Origin of the sequence: Pseudophaeobacter sp., assembly GCF_048267565.1 — a bacterium.
Taxonomy (GTDB): Bacteria; Pseudomonadota; Alphaproteobacteria; order Rhodobacterales; family Rhodobacteraceae; genus Pseudophaeobacter; species Pseudophaeobacter profundi.
Map to the genome: position 1 here is coordinate 678,364 of NZ_JBLWXG010000001.1, position 15,736 is coordinate 694,099.

The 15,736-nt window shown below is 59.1% G+C and carries 15 protein-coding genes and 1 tRNA gene; 8 read left to right on the plus strand and 8 right to left on the minus strand.

Annotation, left to right across the window (positions count from 1 at the left end):
- Positions 1-21: 21 nt before the first annotated feature.
- Genes lsrB through lsrA form a run of 4 tightly spaced genes read right to left on the minus strand, consistent with a single transcriptional unit; the run spans position 22 to position 4,532 of the window.
- On the minus strand, positions 22-1,038 hold the full coding sequence (lsrB, locus tag ACN0VH_RS03155; protein ID WP_278921807.1) for an autoinducer 2 ABC transporter substrate-binding protein LsrB: 1,017 nt from the start codon (positions 1,036-1,038) through the stop codon (positions 22-24).
- Positions 1,039-1,073: 35 nt separating this feature from the next.
- Entirely contained in the window at positions 1,074-2,057 is a 984-nt protein-coding gene (locus ACN0VH_RS03160) for an ABC transporter permease subunit (RefSeq protein ID WP_417699478.1), read from the minus strand.
- Complete coding sequence (locus ACN0VH_RS03165; protein WP_417699479.1) at positions 2,054-3,064, minus strand: ABC transporter permease subunit; 1,011 nt, start codon at positions 3,062-3,064, stop codon at positions 2,054-2,056. Before ACN0VH_RS03165 ends, ACN0VH_RS03160 begins: the two co-directional genes overlap by 4 nt.
- Complete coding sequence (gene lsrA / locus ACN0VH_RS03170; RefSeq protein WP_417699480.1) at positions 3,057-4,532, minus strand: autoinducer 2 ABC transporter ATP-binding protein LsrA; 1,476 nt, start codon at positions 4,530-4,532, stop codon at positions 3,057-3,059. The genes ACN0VH_RS03165 and lsrA overlap by 8 nt, the downstream gene beginning before the upstream one ends.
- A 246-nt stretch (positions 4,533-4,778) precedes the next feature.
- Here lsrA and ACN0VH_RS03175 point away from each other — a divergent pair, with 246 nt between their 5' ends.
- From ACN0VH_RS03175 to ACN0VH_RS03185, 3 genes are read left to right on the plus strand one after another with little or no spacing between them, the layout of a single operon-like run.
- A complete protein-coding gene (locus tag ACN0VH_RS03175) occupies positions 4,779-5,717 on the plus strand; it encodes a sugar-binding transcriptional regulator (protein WP_417699481.1) in 939 nt (312 codons plus the stop codon).
- A 2-nt stretch (positions 5,718-5,719) separates the two neighbouring features.
- Positions 5,720-7,249 carry an autoinducer-2 kinase gene (gene lsrK / locus ACN0VH_RS03180; RefSeq protein ID WP_417699482.1) on the plus strand — a complete coding sequence of 510 codons (1,530 nt, stop codon included), beginning with the start codon at positions 5,720-5,722 and terminating at the stop codon, positions 7,247-7,249.
- Between the two features lie 37 nt (positions 7,250-7,286).
- Positions 7,287-7,595, plus strand: coding sequence for an antibiotic biosynthesis monooxygenase (locus tag ACN0VH_RS03185; RefSeq protein WP_417699483.1), 309 nt, complete (start codon positions 7,287-7,289; stop codon positions 7,593-7,595).
- A gap of 205 nt (positions 7,596-7,800) precedes the next feature.
- On the opposite strand, the gene ACN0VH_RS03190 is transcribed toward ACN0VH_RS03185, so the two are convergent.
- Positions 7,801-8,490, minus strand: coding sequence for an ArsR/SmtB family transcription factor (locus ACN0VH_RS03190; protein WP_417699484.1), 690 nt, complete (start codon positions 8,488-8,490; stop codon positions 7,801-7,803).
- A 76-nt stretch (positions 8,491-8,566) separates the two neighbouring features.
- Between ACN0VH_RS03190 and ACN0VH_RS03195 the strand changes: the two genes are divergently transcribed.
- The 4 genes from ACN0VH_RS03195 (at position 8,567) to ACN0VH_RS03210 (ending at position 10,703) form a co-directional block, all read left to right on the plus strand.
- The gene (locus ACN0VH_RS03195) at positions 8,567-8,896 is read left to right on the plus strand and encodes an NIPSNAP family protein (protein WP_417699486.1); all 330 of its coding nucleotides are present in this window, start codon (positions 8,567-8,569) and stop codon (positions 8,894-8,896) included.
- Entirely contained in the window at positions 8,893-9,234 is a 342-nt protein-coding gene (locus ACN0VH_RS03200; protein ID WP_278921816.1) for an antibiotic biosynthesis monooxygenase family protein, read from the plus strand. Before ACN0VH_RS03195 ends, ACN0VH_RS03200 begins: the two co-directional genes overlap by 4 nt.
- Before the next feature lie 166 nt (positions 9,235-9,400).
- Positions 9,401-9,949, plus strand: a complete 549-nt coding sequence (locus ACN0VH_RS03205; RefSeq protein ID WP_278921817.1) for a YaeQ family protein — start codon at positions 9,401-9,403, stop codon at positions 9,947-9,949.
- Positions 9,950-10,175: 226 nt separating this feature from the next.
- A complete protein-coding gene (locus ACN0VH_RS03210; protein WP_278921818.1) occupies positions 10,176-10,703 on the plus strand; it encodes a universal stress protein in 528 nt (175 codons plus the stop codon).
- A 32-nt stretch (positions 10,704-10,735) separates the two neighbouring features.
- On the opposite strand, the gene ACN0VH_RS03215 is transcribed toward ACN0VH_RS03210, so the two are convergent.
- Positions 10,736-11,470 (minus strand): NYN domain-containing protein, encoded by a 735-nt coding sequence (locus ACN0VH_RS03215; RefSeq protein ID WP_417699982.1) that lies wholly within the window; start codon positions 11,468-11,470, stop codon positions 10,736-10,738.
- Between the two features lie 548 nt (positions 11,471-12,018).
- On the opposite strand from ACN0VH_RS03215, the gene ACN0VH_RS03220 reads away from it, so the two are divergent.
- Positions 12,019-12,093, plus strand: a tRNA-Asn gene (locus ACN0VH_RS03220).
- Positions 12,094-12,286: 193 nt separating this feature from the next.
- On the opposite strand, the gene ACN0VH_RS03225 is transcribed toward ACN0VH_RS03220, so the two are convergent.
- Both ACN0VH_RS03225 and ACN0VH_RS03230 read right to left on the minus strand, forming a co-directional pair.
- Positions 12,287-14,935 (minus strand): hybrid sensor histidine kinase/response regulator, encoded by a 2,649-nt coding sequence (locus ACN0VH_RS03225; protein WP_417699488.1) that lies wholly within the window; start codon positions 14,933-14,935, stop codon positions 12,287-12,289.
- A gap of 68 nt (positions 14,936-15,003) precedes the next feature.
- On the minus strand, positions 15,004-15,546 hold the full coding sequence (locus tag ACN0VH_RS03230) for a putative pterin-binding protein (protein ID WP_278921821.1): 543 nt from the start codon (positions 15,544-15,546) through the stop codon (positions 15,004-15,006).
- Positions 15,547-15,736: the final 190 nt, after the last annotated feature.

The window sequence follows — 15,736 nt, forward strand, 5'->3', positions numbered from 1 at the left end:
TGATTGTATTTATGACTTCGATCAGAAGTCAAAGTTGTCGATGTTTTCTGCGGTGAACACGGTGCGTTCAGGCAGCAGGACGATGCCGTTGCCCTCGGCTTCGTAGTCATAGCCCTGCACCGCGTTCGGCGAGACCTCAACTTCGCCGATGCCGGGCACGTCAATCTTGTCGCCCACATTCAGCGGGCCGTTTGCCAGCACATGTGCCGCAACCGCAACCGAGATCGCGCCCTGCTGGGTCACGTCCCACAGGCCGAACCGCTCAACCGTGCCGCGCTTTACATAGGGGCGCATCACGTTTGGGGTGGAAAAGCCCACGATGGTCACATCGCCGCCACGCTCCAGATTCTCAGCGGCCTGCGCAGAGGCCGGAAGTGCGTTGGCATCGGGCGCGATGATCACATCGAGATCCGGATAAGCGGACAGGATGCTTTCCGCGGTTTGCAGCGATTTCTGAGCGTCGTTGTACCCGTACTGCGTGGTCACAACCTCCCAACCGGGGTGCTCGGCGGCGATCTTGGCCTTGGCCGCTTCGGCCCAGGCGTTCTGATCGGTCACGGTCGGTGAGGAGTAGAAGAAGGCAACCTTGGCGTTTTCCTTACCTTCCAGACCGTCATCGGCCATGTCCACCAGAAGGCCACCCAGCTGTGCCGGCGTACCCTGGTTCACATAGTAGGAGCGGCATTCCGGGTTCACATCGGAATCCCAAGTCATCACCAGAACATCGCGCGCCATTGCCTGCTTCAGTGCCGGGCACAGACCATCGGGCGAGACCGACGACAGGATCACCGCGCCATATCCCTGGTTGACGAAGTTGTTCACGAACTGAACCTGGCCGGACACGCTCGGCTCGGTCGGGCCGTCATAGGTCACATTGACCCCCAGCTTGTCGCCCATCTCGGTGGCACCATTGCCGCCCGAGGTGAAGAAGCCGACACCGACGAGCTTGGGAACAAAGGCGATGTCCGCAGCGGTTGCTGCCGTGGTCATCATCAGGCCAGCCGCGATTGTGCTGAGCAGTTTTGCAGTGGTCTTCATTGTGGTTTCCTCCTCCATTGGAACCTGTGCCCGGATCAGTTGGCCTGCGCCGAGCGCTCCGGTAAAAACTCTCGCAGCAGCGCAGCCCCGTGGCGCAGCGCAACGACAAGAACCAGCAACGCCCCGGACAGCGCGCTGGAAATCTGGCTGGGGACACCGCTCATTTGCAGGCCCTGTTGCAGATATCCGATGATGAATGTGGCGATGACCGTGCCCAGCACCGATCCCTTGCCGCCATAGATGGACGCACCACCCAGAACCGCGGCGGTGATCGCGGGCAGCAGCGTCGCGCTGCCCAGATCCACCCGCGCCGAGCCGAAATAGGCCGACAGCATGATCCCGGCGAGCGCAGCAGCAAGGCCGGTCAGCACGTATGTCATAAGCTGCACCCGAAACACCGGCATGCCGGAATGGCGCGCGGCATTCTCGTTGAGGCCGATCTGGAAAACCAGACGCCCAAAGCGGGTCAGGTGCAGCAATACCAGCAGCACCGCCGCAAAGCACAGGAAGACAAACAGAGGCATCGGCAGACCCATCACCTGCGCATAGCCAAGCGCGGTGAACCCTGCCGGAAAACCGCCGATCCCCTCGTAGCCATTTGCACCCACAACACCGGACAGAACTGTCGCCGCGCCCGAAAACATGTAGAGCGACCCCAGCGTCACCACGAGCGGCTGCAACCGCGTCAACCGGATGATGGTGGCGTTCAGAACACCTGCAAGCGCCCCGGTGGCAAAGCCCACCAGCAACGACAGCGGCAAAGGCAGACCAAAGAAGTTGGCGATGCCAAACGCAATCGCAGCAAGCCCCACGGTTGAGGCAAAGCTCACATCGATGCCACCTGCGATGATCACCAGCGTCAACGGCACGGCGACGATGCCAACCTGCACAAAGTCCGAGGTTCCAAACAACAAAGAGCTGGGACGCAGGAAGCGCGGGTTGATCATGCCAAAGATCAGAAGTTCGGCCACCAGAATGGCCAGCAGGAGCACCTCCCACCGCATCACATAGCGTTTCATGCTGCGTCCTCCAGCGGTTGGGATTTCTGTTCTGTATTGCTGCCTCGGCGATAGCGTGCGGCCCGGTCGCGGGCCTCCAGCGCGATGCGCAGCCGTCCATCGATCAACAAAACGCCCAGCAGCATCGCACCGCCAATCAGGTCGTTCCAGTAGGCCGGTATTTTCAGGAACACGAGAGAGGTGTCGATCGAGGTGAAAAAGATCACGCCGATCACTACTCCACCAACGGAACCAACCCCGCCCAGCAGGCTGATCCCACCCAGCACCAGCGCCGCAATCGCACGCAGCTCAATCCCGCTGCCAGCCTGATTGGGCACAAATCCGATCTGCGCCGCAAAAGTGATCCCGGCCAGCGCATACATCGCGCCCGCCCAGGCAAAGGCCAACAGCTCAATCCGCCGTACCGGCAGGCCCAGATGATGCGCCGCCTCACGGTTGTCGCCGGTCACCATCACCCAGCGCCCCCGCCTGCTTCGCAAGAACCACCAGACTGCGACGACCACCAATGCGGTGATAATCCCCATGATGGAAAGCCCGCCATAGGATTTCGCACCAAGCGACTTGAGCGCCTCGGGGAGTTCCTCGATCCACTCACCTCCGGTAGCAATCAGCATGACCCCGCGAAACAGGCCAAGCGTGCCGAGCGTCGCCACGATGGATGGTACACCAAGCCCAGCCACCAGCAGACCATTCACCACCCCGGCACAGATCCCTGCCCCAAGCGCGAAGCCAAGCGCCAGCGGCAGCGCAAACCCATCGTTGAGAGCCAGCCCCAGCACCACCGCAGACAGCCCAAGGATGGAACCACCCGAGACATCGATATTGCGCGTCAGGATGACCGGAAAGATCCCCAAGGCAACCAGCATCAGCACCAGCCCATTGGACCAGATGATGGTGGCCGTCCCGGCCGACAGGAACCCCGGCGCGGCCAGCCCGACCAGCAACAGTACGGCCACGGTGACAAGAAACAGGGTCGCGACACGGTCGCGGGCGATCCGCTCAAACATGCTCGGCCTCCTGGGCCTCAAAGGCCAGTTGTGAGATTTCATCCGGGGTTGCCCCAGCGGGCAGCTCTCCCGCCACATGACCGCCAGCCATCACCGTGATCCGGTCCGACAGGCGCACCACCTCGTCAAAATCTGACGAGATCAGCAGCACCGAGGTGCCCTGGGCCGCAAGCTCTTCGATGATGCGGTAGATATCGTTGCGCGCGCCTACATCGACGCCGCGGGTGGGTTCGTCCAGAATCAAAAGCTTCGGTTCGGCCGCAAGGCATTTGGCCAATAGAACCTTTTGCTGGTTGCCACCCGAAAGGCTTCCTGCCGGTTGATCCGGGCTGGCACATTTAATTCCCAGCATGTCGCGGTACTGGGCAAAGCGCTTGCGCTCAGCATTGGGGCGCAGGAAGAAGGGCAGCCGGTCATGAACAAAGGACGAGGCATTCCAAAACAGCGGTGCCGCAAGAAACAGCCCGTATTGTTGCCGATCCTCGCTCAGATGCACAATGCCCTGACGCACAGCGTCACTGGGGGAGTTTGCCAGAAATGCCTGCCCCTCAAGTATGACATCTCCACTACCGCGCGGGCGCAGACCAACAAGGGTCTCGGCCAGCTCGGTGCGCCCTGCCCCGACCACACCAGTCAGCCCCAACACCTCACCGCGGCGCACCTCAAACGAGATATCGACAAAGCCTTCACCGCTGAGCGCATCGAGCGACAACACCACCCCGCGTGAGATCTGCTTGCCAGCACCGCGCGTTTCCAGCTCTGTCACACCCGGGCTCATCGCGGTCAGAATATCGGCGTCCGTGCTCTGGTCCATGCCAGCGCTCAACACCACATTGCCGTCGCGCAGCACCGTTATCCGGTCACAGACCGCGCGCAATTCGTGCAGCTTATGTGAAATGAAAACCAGCCCGTGACCCGCAGCCCGCAGTGCCTGCATGCGCGCAAACAGGGTCTGCACCTCATGCGGCGTCAGGGCTGAGGTCGGCTCATCCAGGATCAGCACCTTCGCCTCGCGGATGAGGCCACGCAGGATTTCTACGATCTGCCGGTCGGCAATCTCCAGCGTTGCGGCCTTGGTATCCGGCGACAGGGGCACGCCAATCTGCGCGATCAGCTCTTCAACCCGTGCGCGATAGGCAGCAGAAGGCTTGGGCAGGCCGATACAGATGTTTTCAAGCACCGACTGGTTCGGGAAAATATGTGCCTCCTGAGGCACCAGATAGAGCCCCATCGCCAGCGCCTGCGCGGGGGTCGCAGGCTCCAGTGGAGCATTGGCAATCCGCACCTCGCCACCGCTGGCCTGCACCAGCCCTGCGAGTATCTTCATCAACGTGGACTTGCCCGCCCCATTGCCGCCCAACAGCGCATGAATTTCCCCGGCACGCACCGAGAAATTCACCCGCTTCAACACCGGGACGCCAGCGTAGCTTTTTGACACAGAGTCCAGCTCTGCAAGCACAGGTTCCATAACGCCTCCTCAACGTTATCGGCTCTGCCGCTGAAGCGCTGATCCGGAACCCCTATCTGGATTCGCCAATTTGATCATCTGTTAGCGACCTCATCATTTGTTCAGCATAATCAAATCCTGTCAACCGCCTTGAATCGCAAATTTTGCAATTTCACTCACCTGAACCGCCCAACAAGAAGCGGATTGACTTGAACAAATGATCTGTCATTAGTTAAATGATCTTGTGAGCCGTGGAGGAAGGCCCCTATGACCGACCAGACAACAAACGACGCTGACGAAGCGCTGCTGGCACGGGTGGCCTGGCTTTACTACAACGACGGCCTCACCCAGAGCGAAGTCGGTGAGATCCTCAACCTGTCCCGCATCAAGGTCTCGCGACTGCTGGATGCCGGGCGCACCTCCGGGCTGATCCAGCTGCGAATCAATTCGCGGCAGCGTGGGTGCCTGGAACTGGAAAGCCGCATGAAGCAGCAGTTCGGACTGAGCGATTGCCGCGTCATTCCCGAAAGCCCCATCGACGATACCAATATGCGCATCGGTCAGGCTGCAGCGCAGTATCTGATGCAGAAGCTATCTCCCGGCGACAGCCTGTCGGTTGGCTGGGGCGACACCGTCACCCATTCCATCCGCATGCTGGGCTACACCGCACAGGAGCGTGGGGTTGGACTGTACTCCCTGACCGGTGGCGTGCAGACCTATGTGGAAGGCATGCGCGAGGCCAACTGGCACCGCAATGTAAACATCATCCCCGCACCGCTGGTGGTCTCCACCCCCGAACTGGCGCAGGCGCTCATGCAGGAACCAACTGTGGCCACCCTGATGGCCAAGGCGCTTGAGGCGGACTACAAACTCGTCGGCATCGGCGGCATCAGCGAGACGGCAACCGTGGTCAGCCATGGCTATATCCCACCGGGCGAAATTGACCCGCTGCGCCGCGGCGGCGCGCGCGGTGATATCCTGTGCCGGTTCTATGACCGCAGTGGCGCAGGCCTCGCCCTGCCCCTGCATGAACGCGTGATCGGTGTGGATCTCGACCAGCTGCGCAATTCCAGCCAGGTCATCGGTGCAGCAGGTGGCGCCACCAAGGTGGGCCCGATCCTGTCCGCCCTGCGCGGCAAGATCGTCAGCATTCTGGTCACGGATGAACCCACCGCCCTCGCCCTTCTCGACGCAGCAGAGGTCTGAACATGACATACTATCTGGCAATTGACGCAGGCACCGGGAGCGGCCGCGCAGTCCTGTTCGACGACACTGGCGCAGAAATCTGCGCATCGGGACAAGAATGGTGGCATGCCTCAGACCCGCGCTACCCCGGCTCAATGGATTTCGACACTGCAGGCAACTGGGCCACGCTCGCCCGTTGCTGCCGTGAAGTGATTGCCAAGTCCGGCATCGACCCCAAGGATATCAAGGCCGTCAGTGCCACCGCCATGCGTGAAGCCTTTGTGTTGCACGACAAGACAGGCGCAGAAATCTGGGCCTGCGCAAATGTCGACGCCCGCGCCAGCCAAGAGGTGCGCGCGCTCAAGGCAGGTCATCCGGATCTGGAACAGGACATCTATGCACGCTCTGGGCAGACCTACGCGCTTGGCGCATTGCCGCGGCTGATCTGGCTGCGCAAACATATGCCCGAGGTGCTGGAGCGCGCTCAGTCCCTGACCATGCTATCAGACTGGGTGCTGTATCGCCTCTCAGGCGCACTCACCTCGGAGCCGTCAAATGCAGGGACTACCGGCCTGATTGGCCTACAAAACCGTGCCCCGTTGCGCGATGTGTTTGATCGCATGGACCTGCCCGCGGGCCTAATTCCGCGCACGGTCAGCACCGGCGAGGTCATCGGGGAGGTACACTTAGCCGCCGCCAAAGAAACCGGTCTTGCGCCCGGCACACTGGTGGTTGCAGGCGGTGGCGATTGCCAAACCGGCGCACTGGGGTTGGGCGTGGTTAATGAAGGCGATTGTGCCGTTCTGGGCGGCACCTTCTGGCAACAGGTGGTCAATGTACCTCTCAGCCTGGCGGACCCGACCATGAACCTGCGGATCAACCCGCATGTGGTGCCTGACCTCAACCAGGCCGAGGCGATCAGCTTTTTCACTGGCGCGGTGATGCGCTGGTTCCGCGATGCCTTTGGCCAGGGCAAGAGCTACAGCGAACTGGAAGCCGCATCCAAATCCGTACCACCAGGCGCCTACGGTATCATCCCGATTTTCTCCGACGTGATGCGCTATGGTGAATGGTTCCATGCCGCGCCGTCGCTACTGAATCTGTCGATCGACCCGGAACGCGCTGGCCCCGAAGCAATCTTCCGCGCGTTGCAGGAAAACGCCGCCATCGTCGCGCATCGCAACCTCGAAGCGGTGTTTGATCTGACTGACCGACGTCCGCAGCGGATCATCTTTGCCGGTGGAGCCTCAAAATCGGCCCATTGGTCGCAGATCCTTGCAGATGTGACCGGGCTGACCGTGGCCACCCCGCGCGTCAAGGAAGCCACCGCGCAGGGCTGCGCCGCCGCAGCGGCAACTGGCGCGGGCCTGTTTTACTCGCTCCGCGAAGCCGGAAATGCCTGGTCCCAGATAGAGGCCGAGTTTACCCCAAACCCGGACCTTCACGCGCTCTATTCCGACGCCAGCGCCCGCTGGGCCAAGGCCTATGCGGTGCAGCGCGAACTTGTTACCTCACATGTAACAACCTCCATGTGGCAGGCCCCCGGCACCTGACGCCGCACCCATTCAGAAAACTCCCGAAAGGATTCCCATGCTTATTCAACTGGTCAACATCAAGGTACAGGACGGCACACGAGATACCTTCCTTGAGGCTTTCACCATCAACTGCAATGGCACCCGCGAGGAGCCGGGCAATATCCGCTTCGACCTGCTGCACGACCCCGAGGATGCAAACAATTTCTTCGTCTATGAGATCTTTGAAAGCGAAGCGGCGCTGGATGAGCACCGCAAAACCGCACATTACCAAACCTGCGTTGAAATGATTGATCCGATCACTATTGGCGGCCGGACCAAGACCTATTTCACCCCTATTCTGGTTCAGGGAAAAGAAATGCTCTAAATACTGCTGAATTTGTCCGGTAAGCGGGACGATCTTCTTCCTGAAGGGATTGGACTTATCATTGCCCGTCAGGACAGCGAGCCTGGAAGTAGGCTTTTGACCGCCTCTTCCAGCCTTCCACCTACGAAGTTGCGATAGCATGGCGAGATTTCTTGTCGCGCGCAGGCCCTGTCTACGCGCGCCCTGCACCACGGGACAGGTCCCGCTAGGGGTGAGCGACCGGAAACAGGCGATGGAAGGCGACAGCCCCCGGATCCGAAAAGGAAACGATACGGGTCTTTTGATCGCGTTTAGCCCAGGTCAGGTCTTCAAACCGGGTCAGGAACGCGCGGCCAAGGCTGCCCGCCAGATGCGACCGTCGCTCGCTCCAGTCCAGGCATTCTCGGCAGAGCGGAGCACGCGCCCGCTGCAATGCTTCTGCGTCAATCTCAAAATCTGATACAAAAGCCAGCCCTGACTGGGTCAGCGCCAGGTCTGCGCCCTCCAGAACAAGATGCCCCTGAGCGATCAGACTATCAAACATCTGCGTCCCCATGTCTCCGGCGAGATGGTTGTAGCAAACCCGCGCCCTGCGCAGTTCCGCATCCTTCGGACCCGTGCGTTTCCGTAGATGTCCGGCGCCGGCCGCCAGCCCCATCAACCCTTCTAGAACATGGGCGACCTCATCACTGGCAAGCGAAAAATACTTGTGCCGCCCCTGCTTGCGCGGGCGTAGCAGCCCACCGGCATCCAGTTTTGACAAATGCGAACTGGCGGTCTGGATCGTAACTCCGGCCTCTTGCGCCAGTTCGCTCACCGTCAGGGCCTTACCGCTCATTAGGGCGGTCAGCATGTTGGCGCGCGCGGGGTCGCCGATCAGCGTGGCGACCTGGGCAATATCTGGACCTTCTTTCATACTTCGACCCTAGTCGAAACATTCAGGCCGCGCAATCGACTAGCGTAGTGGCACGACACCTATGAAAGAGACAGCCATGCTAACCTGTATAATTCGCTACCACATCGACCCGACAAAAAAGGCCCAGTTCGCGCAATACGCCCGAAACTGGGGGCAGGCCATCCCGCGCTGCGGCGCTGATCTGATCGGGTATTACGCCCCACATGAAGGATCTTCGACGCTGGCCTATGGCATCTACAACCTGGCGAGCCTTGCAGACTATGAAGCCTACCGAGCGCGCCTTGCGGCGGACCCGCTGGGACGGGAAAACTACGAATTCGCGCAGAAAGAGAAGTTCCTGCTGCGCGAAGACAGGACATTCCTGAAATGCGTATCTACGCCGCACGGGCCCGGTGCGGTCCAATGATTGCAGTCATATTTGAGGTTGAACCAGCGCCGGGGCGCAAAGGCGATTATCTAGACATCGCTGCCCAGATACGCCCGATGCTGGACGAGATCGAAGGTTTCATTTCCGTCGAGCGGTTCCAGAGCCTGACGAATGCGGATAAGATCCTGTCCCTGTCGTTTTTCGAGGATGAAGCCGCAATTGCACGCTGGCGCAATCTGAACGCGCATCGCGCTGCGCAATCGCAGGGACGAGACGGCGTTTTTGCCAACTACCGCCTGCGCATCGCCAGTGTCATCCGGGACTACGGCCTGTATGACCGCGACGAAGCGCCGTCTGACAGCAAGGCAGCACATTGATGATTGCCCCCATTGCAGTGGCCTAGCAGCACCTGCGCGGCAGCGATGTCGTCCGAACAAAACCCCATCGCTGCCGCATCCCTTCTGTTGGCCATGTCACTTTATCGCTTTCACAAAGCCACCAGACGCACTAGGCATCCCTATCTACGCAAATTTGGGACAGACCATGGCGCAAAAATCCACCATCTATAAAGTTGAACTCTCCGTTTGCGATATGGACCGTCACTATTACGAGACCCACAAACTGACCGTTGCCAAACACCCGTCCGAAACAGACGAACGGCTGATGGTGCGCCTTCTCGCTTTTGCGCTGAATGCGCATGAACAATTGGAACTGACGCGCGGCCTGTCAACGGATGACGAGCCAGACATTTGGCAAAAAAGCCTGAGCGGCGAGCTTGAATTATGGGTGGCGTTAGGCCTGCCGAGCGAGAAGATCGTGCGCCAGTCCTGCGGCAAAGCCAACGAGGTGATTATCTATTGCTACGGCGGCAAACCCGCTGAGATGTGGTGGGAGAAGATCAAAAACAGCACCACTCGGTTTGATAATCTTCAGGTTATAAATTTCTCCGAGACCGACACCCGCAACCTGGAAAAACTCGCAAGTCGTTCAATGCGGCTGCAGGTCAATATTCAGGACGGTGAAGTGATGGTCAGTGTTGATGATAACATCGTCTATGTGACCCCGGACAAATGGAAAAGCTCAGATCACTGATCTGTCGATCGGCCCGCCCCAACAGCAGCCACCACCAGCCGCGGTGACGCGCCATAGCCTGCAAAAGAACACCTGAACCCCACCGCTGCGCCAACCTCAGATCATGGGGGAAAGCTGTTTCCCAATGCAGGTCTTCGGAATATGTGCCGGGTCTTGACCGGCATCAATGCATCTGAAGACCGCGCTCTTTAGTCTCTCTCTCATCACACAAAAGGGAGAGGGAGACATGATTTCCAGTATCCTCGTCGCAACGGACGGCTCAAAAACGGCGGACCGAGCGGTTGGTTTGGCAGCCGAGCTTGCCGCAAAGCTTAGTGTCCCGCTGACTGTCGGTCACGTATTGCAGCATAGTGCGCAGGTAGAAGAATTGAGCCGCATGGCTGAAGTTGAGCACTTGGTACACCATGTCAAATCGCAAAAGCCGTTTCACCTGGGTGACATTCCATCCAACATGGATGCCCTGTTCTCCAATGATCTCACAGGCGCAGAGCGCGAGAGAGTAATCGCGGTGATCGGTGACGAAATCGCAGCCCGCGCTGCCAGCCATGCCAAAGAGTTGGGTGCCAAGACCGTCTCAACCCGTGTAGTGAATGGCAATTACGATGACGGCATTCTCGGCATGGCAAAAGAGGTTGGTGCAGACATGATCGTGATCGGCCACCGAGGGCTGGGACCGATAAAACGCATTTTCCAAGGCAGCGTGTCGCAGAAAGTCAATCAGCAGGCCGATTGCACGGTGGTCACGGTGCACTGACGGTTTGGCGCAGGCATGAAATGGTCAGAAACTCAGTCCAACCGGCGCACCAAGATCTGGTTGCCCTCGCCGCGTCTGGTTTCAAAGGTTTTCAGCGTTGATATCAGATCGCTGAGTTTACGTTTGCCATAGCTGCGGGTGTCAAAATCAGGTGCAGCGGCGCTGATATACTGACCGATCTGCCCTAGTGTGAACCATTCGTCATCCTGATTGATTGCATCCATGGCGCGCTTCACCAGCTTGCTTGGGTCTTCCAGTTGCGCCGGCGCGCCAACCAGGGCTTCTTCCTTTTGCGGCTTTGGTTTTTGTGATGTCTTTGTTGGCTCAGGCGTCAGGTTCTCGACATAGATGAAACGCTTGCAGGCCTTTACAAATGCAGCCGGGGTTTTGCGCATTCCCATGCCAAAAACATCCACGCCTTGTTCGCGTATTCGGCTGGCCAGCCGGGTAAAATCACTGTCAGAGGAAATCAGGACAAAGCCGTCAAACCGACCGGAATGCAGGATATCCATCGCATCAATGACCAAAGCAATATCCGAGGCATTCTTTCCTGTGGTATTGGCGAACTGCTGGTGCGGAACAATGGCCAAAGCCGCCAGCTTTTCCTTGGTCCAACCCTGCGCACCGTTACCAGAGAAATCACCATAGATACGGCGAATACTGGCCTCGCCAAGCGAGGCGATCTCTTCGAACATGACCTCTGCATGTTTGGCAGAGATATTGTCCGCGTCGATCAGGACGGCCAGAAGTGGGGGTTTGGGTGCAATTACCACGGCATGGAACTTTCTCTTGGCAGATGAAATGGCGACAGATGCGCCAATATTTTCAGCATGAAACAGCCCCACATCATCGTGATACTGTTGGCGAACATTGCTCTGTTTGCAGGGGCCTGACCGCGCGCAACGCGACAAAGCCTCTACTATCCTGCTCGCCTTTCAGAGGGTTACAATAGCAGATCCCCTTGGCGAGGTCAGGTCAGTTAGACCCTATCTTGAACCATGATGCAATTGAACAGGGAATACGGCAGGCGCTGTGGGCGGCGCAGACCTGATGGCACACATCCGCAGGAAACAGCCGAACAGCCAATGCTTTTGCGGTTCAGCGTCAGGGCACAGCCAGGGATGCAATACGCTTCTCTGCGCAAGTCGCCTGCGAACGCCGCGAACGCGCTTGCACTGCAACCGCATGACCATCCCAAAACCGCAGGCCGCGGCCCTCTCCTGTGGCGCCTGGTAAAGAGGTTGGAAAAAAACTTTCGACATATGCGGTTTTCCTCTGGACGCGCAAAAACCGCAAAGCTATATCGGGCACATATTCCGGCGTAGCTCAGCGGTAGAGCAGTTGACTGTTAATCAATTGGTCGTAGGTTCGATCCCTACCGCCGGAGCCAAAGATTTCAAGGGCTTAGAGGCTACGCCTCTAGGCCCTTAATCTATTTTGGGGACACCGGGGAAACGAACATTCAAGCGCACCTCATGTTCTGAATTACAGGTGTTCACCTGGCCTGATTGATCCAGCGGTACCAACGCTGATGTGCAGCCGATGAACTGCGCGAACGGTCACGGCCTGGGCAAGCGCGCACACTACGCCGTATGGGCGGGCTGTGTCAGATGCGCCTGCAACATCGGCTCTACCATCTGCCAGCTGCTCTCAAGCGCGGCAGCGGCGGGTGGCGCGTCAGTTGGTAGCATCTCGATGTCACTCAGGGCACTGCGCAGCTCTGCCAGCCCCAGAACAGCTGCCGATCCCGCGAGGCGATGGGCCTCTTTGCGCTGCGCCATTTGTAATGCTGAGCCAGCCTGAATCTGAGTGATGAACTGCGTAACCTCGGCAATGAAGGTCTGCAGGAATGCCTGGGCACGTTCGGGGCCAAGCGTTTCGAAAAACTGGGTAATATCGGATTGGCCGCGTGCTGGCTGTGCGCTTGTAGCCTGCGGAGCCGACGCGATCAAAGCGGACGAACCCTGCGCGCGGCGCAGCACGAGCGCCGCCAAATCCAGCCCGCTGATTGGTTTGGTCGCCACCTCGGCAAACCCTGCCGCAAGAATCCGGGCATGGTCCTCTGGCCCGGTATGGGCGGTCAGCGCGACGATCTCGACCCCTTCGGCCAGTTGCCCGGCACGAATTCGGTGGATCGCTTCGATCCCGTCCACCTCTGGCATGCTGATATCCATCAGGATCAGGTCAAATTTCTGCATGCGGCAGGCCTCGACCGCCTGCGCCCCACCAGCGGCGGCGGTAACCTGATGCCCCTGGCTCTGCAACATCTGCTGCAGTAATTCGCGGTTGATATCGTTGTCTTCCACCACCAGGATTTTGAAGCTGCACTCCAGCGCAGGCCTGTCCTGTGCACGCTCTGGGGTTTGCTTGGCCTCCAGCGTCAAGGGCAGGGTCAGGGTGAACAGGCTGCCCTCGCCCAATTCGCTCTCGCAGGTGATGTTGCCGCCCAGGGAATCGACAATACGGCGCGTGATGGCCAGGCCAAGGCCGGTTCCCTCGCTGCCGCGCCCAAAGCTGGCATCAAGGGTGATAAAATCCTCAAAGATCCGTTTCTGGTCCTGCGGTGCTATCCCAGCACCGGTATCAGAAACATGAAAGGCAATCTGGCCGGGGCTTGTACTGTGTTCAACATCGACCGTGATCTGCCCGTCGCTTGTGAATTTGATCGCATTGCCAATCAGATTTAGCAGCGCCTGCTGCAGCGCCCGCACGCGGCCCACGACATAATCGCCGCCTTTTATATTATAGTTCAGGACCAACTGGTTGCCCCGGTTAGACGCCGAGGCCTTCTGGCTCTCGACCAGGCCATCAAGGATCTGCCGCAGATCAAAGGCGCTGGCCTCTTCGGAGGCAACCCCGGCCTCTAGGCTCGACAGTTGTAAGATATCGTTGACGTGGTTCAGCAGCAGCTCTCCGGAAACCTGCATTGCATTCAAATAGCGCAGCTGCTCTTCATCGGGGTCAGTCAGATGCAGCAGATCAACCGCCCCCAGAATGCCCGTCAACGGTGTGCGCATCTCATGGCTCATCACTGTCAGCAGATTGGCCTTGGCCTGTTCCCCCGCCAGGGCATCATCGCGGGCGCGCCGCAGCGCTTCTTCGGCAGCGATCCTATCGGAAATGTCACGAATATAGCTGACAACCACCAGATCCGCCTGGCTGCGGCTCACCGAAAGAGACAGCTCGACCGGAAAGACCTCGCCGGATTTGCGGAGCGCGTCCAGCTGCACCCTGCCGTTGCCGACAAGGCGCGGCTCGCCGGTTTGCCAATAGCGATCCATTCCCATCCGATGGGCTGCCCGCAGATGCGGCGGAATGATCAGGCGCTCCATGTTGGCGCCAATCGCCTCGTCGCGGCTGTAGCCAAAGATTGTCTCGGCAGCGCCATTGAAGGCAAGGATCGTCCCCTTCCGGTCCACCACGAGAATGGCGTCCAGCGAAGAAGAGATCATCGCCTCCATCCGAGACAGCGCCTTGCTGCGTTCCATCGCCAGGGCTCGACCCCGGCGATACATCCCCCCCAAGAGCAAGGCGGTGATAGCCAAAGCAACAACAAGCGCCACCACGACAAACGCCATACGCGACAGCAGGGCAAAAAGATTCAAGCGCTTGCCTTCGGCACCTTTGACCTGCATGGACACGCCGAGCAGCGCCAGTTCGCGTACCTCATCGCCGTTGCCCTGCAACTGCGCCAGGATCTCAGCTCGGTTTTGCATCAACTCTGCATCCGGCACGTCAATCAATTCCACCAGGGTTTCGCGCCGGGCCTCAAGGCGGTGCAGCACCCTGCCCCCCCGATCACTGTTGCGCATATCCGCAAAAAGCGGCCCCTCAACAAAGGTATTGATACGGCTGTAATAGATATCAAATTGCCGCCGCACCTTCGCCAGATCTGCGGGTTCCACCACCAAGAGCGTTTCGGATTGCAGCTTCAGGTGCTCGACCTCGGCCTGCGACAAAACCCATTGCATATTATCGGTGGCTGCAGCGGACAGGCCATCAAGGCGTTGCACCACCTCCAGCCCCATCCTCACGGCCTGCACTGCAAGCAGCGGCAAGATCACAAGCGCAAGAAAAAACAAGACCTTGGTGATGCGAGGCCAGCCCCCTGGCAGCAGAACGACAGGCTTGCGACCAAAAGGCCAAGCTGCAGAGAAGACCCCGCGCAATCCTGCGGGGGCGACAGTCTCTGTGGTGCGCGTCTGTTGGGCCTGTCGGCTGGTCTGCATCATATCACTCAGCCATCTTGGCCTTTCTTGTCAGGCGACCTGCGTCTCGCAGCATCAGCCAGTTCCAATGATCACTGCAGCGTCGTCTCAACAATCAGCCGGTCCAGTTGCCAGACACTGCGAGAATAGGTTGCCTCACTGCGATAGGCTGCATTGCTGTCATAGGGATAAACCACCCACAACGGCCCCTTGTTTCGTAAAGACATTAGCTTGCCATTGCGTTGAAAGGCAATCATCGCGCCGCCCTCAACGGCATCCGATACTGGCACTTCCACCATATAATCATTCACCGCACGCGCCTTGATACTGGTGGTCTTGAGGCCCTGTTCCTGCTGCAGCCGTGCCAGGATATCGACCAAAGGCACCCCGGTAAATTCTTGCGGTCCGGTTGTCCAAATTGTCGCCGTTGTAAAGCTCTCGATGTCAAAGCCCTGCAGATCCTGGAGAGAGAGGCTTAGCAGCGGCGAGGTGCCGCCTTCCTGGGCCACTGTCAGCAAAACAGGTTCCTGCCCGGACTGGGTCTCTGCCCGCGCCATGCCAATGTCACCTGTTGCTGACAGGCCAAGCAGGCCACACAAAAAGGCCAACGAAAATATCATCTTCCAGCGTTTCATATGTTTCTCTCCAACTTTCCGACGGCCCCGTTTGCGCATCACCTGATGCCGCAGCCTAGGGGCCAGACGTTTATCTGTCATAAACCCTGACACATCTGGTGCGAACACTCATCCACGCCTCAGGATACCGGGCCTATCCTTCCGTATAGGGCCAGTACCCGACACCCAGAAAGACCAGGAAAGATCGACA

Excerpts from the sequence above, each read along its gene's own strand:
- ACN0VH_RS03195 (WP_417699486.1), top strand. The coding sequence starts at position 8,567 with ATGCTAACCTGTATAATTCGCTACCACATCGACCCGACAAAAAAGGCC.
- ACN0VH_RS03185 (WP_417699483.1), top strand. The coding sequence starts at position 7,287 with ATGCTTATTCAACTGGTCAACATCAAGGTACAGGACGGCACACGAGAT.
- ACN0VH_RS03205 (WP_278921817.1), top strand. The coding sequence starts at position 9,401 with ATGGCGCAAAAATCCACCATCTATAAAGTTGAACTCTCCGTTTGCGAT.
- ACN0VH_RS03165 (WP_417699479.1), bottom strand. The coding sequence starts at position 3,064 with ATGTTTGAGCGGATCGCCCGCGACCGTGTCGCGACCCTGTTTCTTGTC.
- lsrK (WP_417699482.1), top strand. The coding sequence starts at position 5,720 with ATGACATACTATCTGGCAATTGACGCAGGCACCGGGAGCGGCCGCGCA.
- lsrB (WP_278921807.1), bottom strand. The coding sequence starts at position 1,038 with ATGAAGACCACTGCAAAACTGCTCAGCACAATCGCGGCTGGCCTGATG.
- ACN0VH_RS03230 (WP_278921821.1), bottom strand. The coding sequence starts at position 15,546 with ATGAAACGCTGGAAGATGATATTTTCGTTGGCCTTTTTGTGTGGCCTG.
- ACN0VH_RS03200 (WP_278921816.1), top strand. The coding sequence starts at position 8,893 with ATGATTGCAGTCATATTTGAGGTTGAACCAGCGCCGGGGCGCAAAGGC.
- ACN0VH_RS03175 (WP_417699481.1), top strand. The coding sequence starts at position 4,779 with ATGACCGACCAGACAACAAACGACGCTGACGAAGCGCTGCTGGCACGG.
- ACN0VH_RS03190 (WP_417699484.1), bottom strand. The coding sequence starts at position 8,490 with ATGAAAGAAGGTCCAGATATTGCCCAGGTCGCCACGCTGATCGGCGAC.
- lsrA (WP_417699480.1), bottom strand. The coding sequence starts at position 4,532 with ATGGAACCTGTGCTTGCAGAGCTGGACTCTGTGTCAAAAAGCTACGCT.
- ACN0VH_RS03160 (WP_417699478.1), bottom strand. The coding sequence starts at position 2,057 with ATGAAACGCTATGTGATGCGGTGGGAGGTGCTCCTGCTGGCCATTCTG.
- ACN0VH_RS03225 (WP_417699488.1), bottom strand. The coding sequence starts at position 14,935 with ATGATGCAGACCAGCCGACAGGCCCAACAGACGCGCACCACAGAGACT.
- ACN0VH_RS03210 (WP_278921818.1), top strand. The coding sequence starts at position 10,176 with ATGATTTCCAGTATCCTCGTCGCAACGGACGGCTCAAAAACGGCGGAC.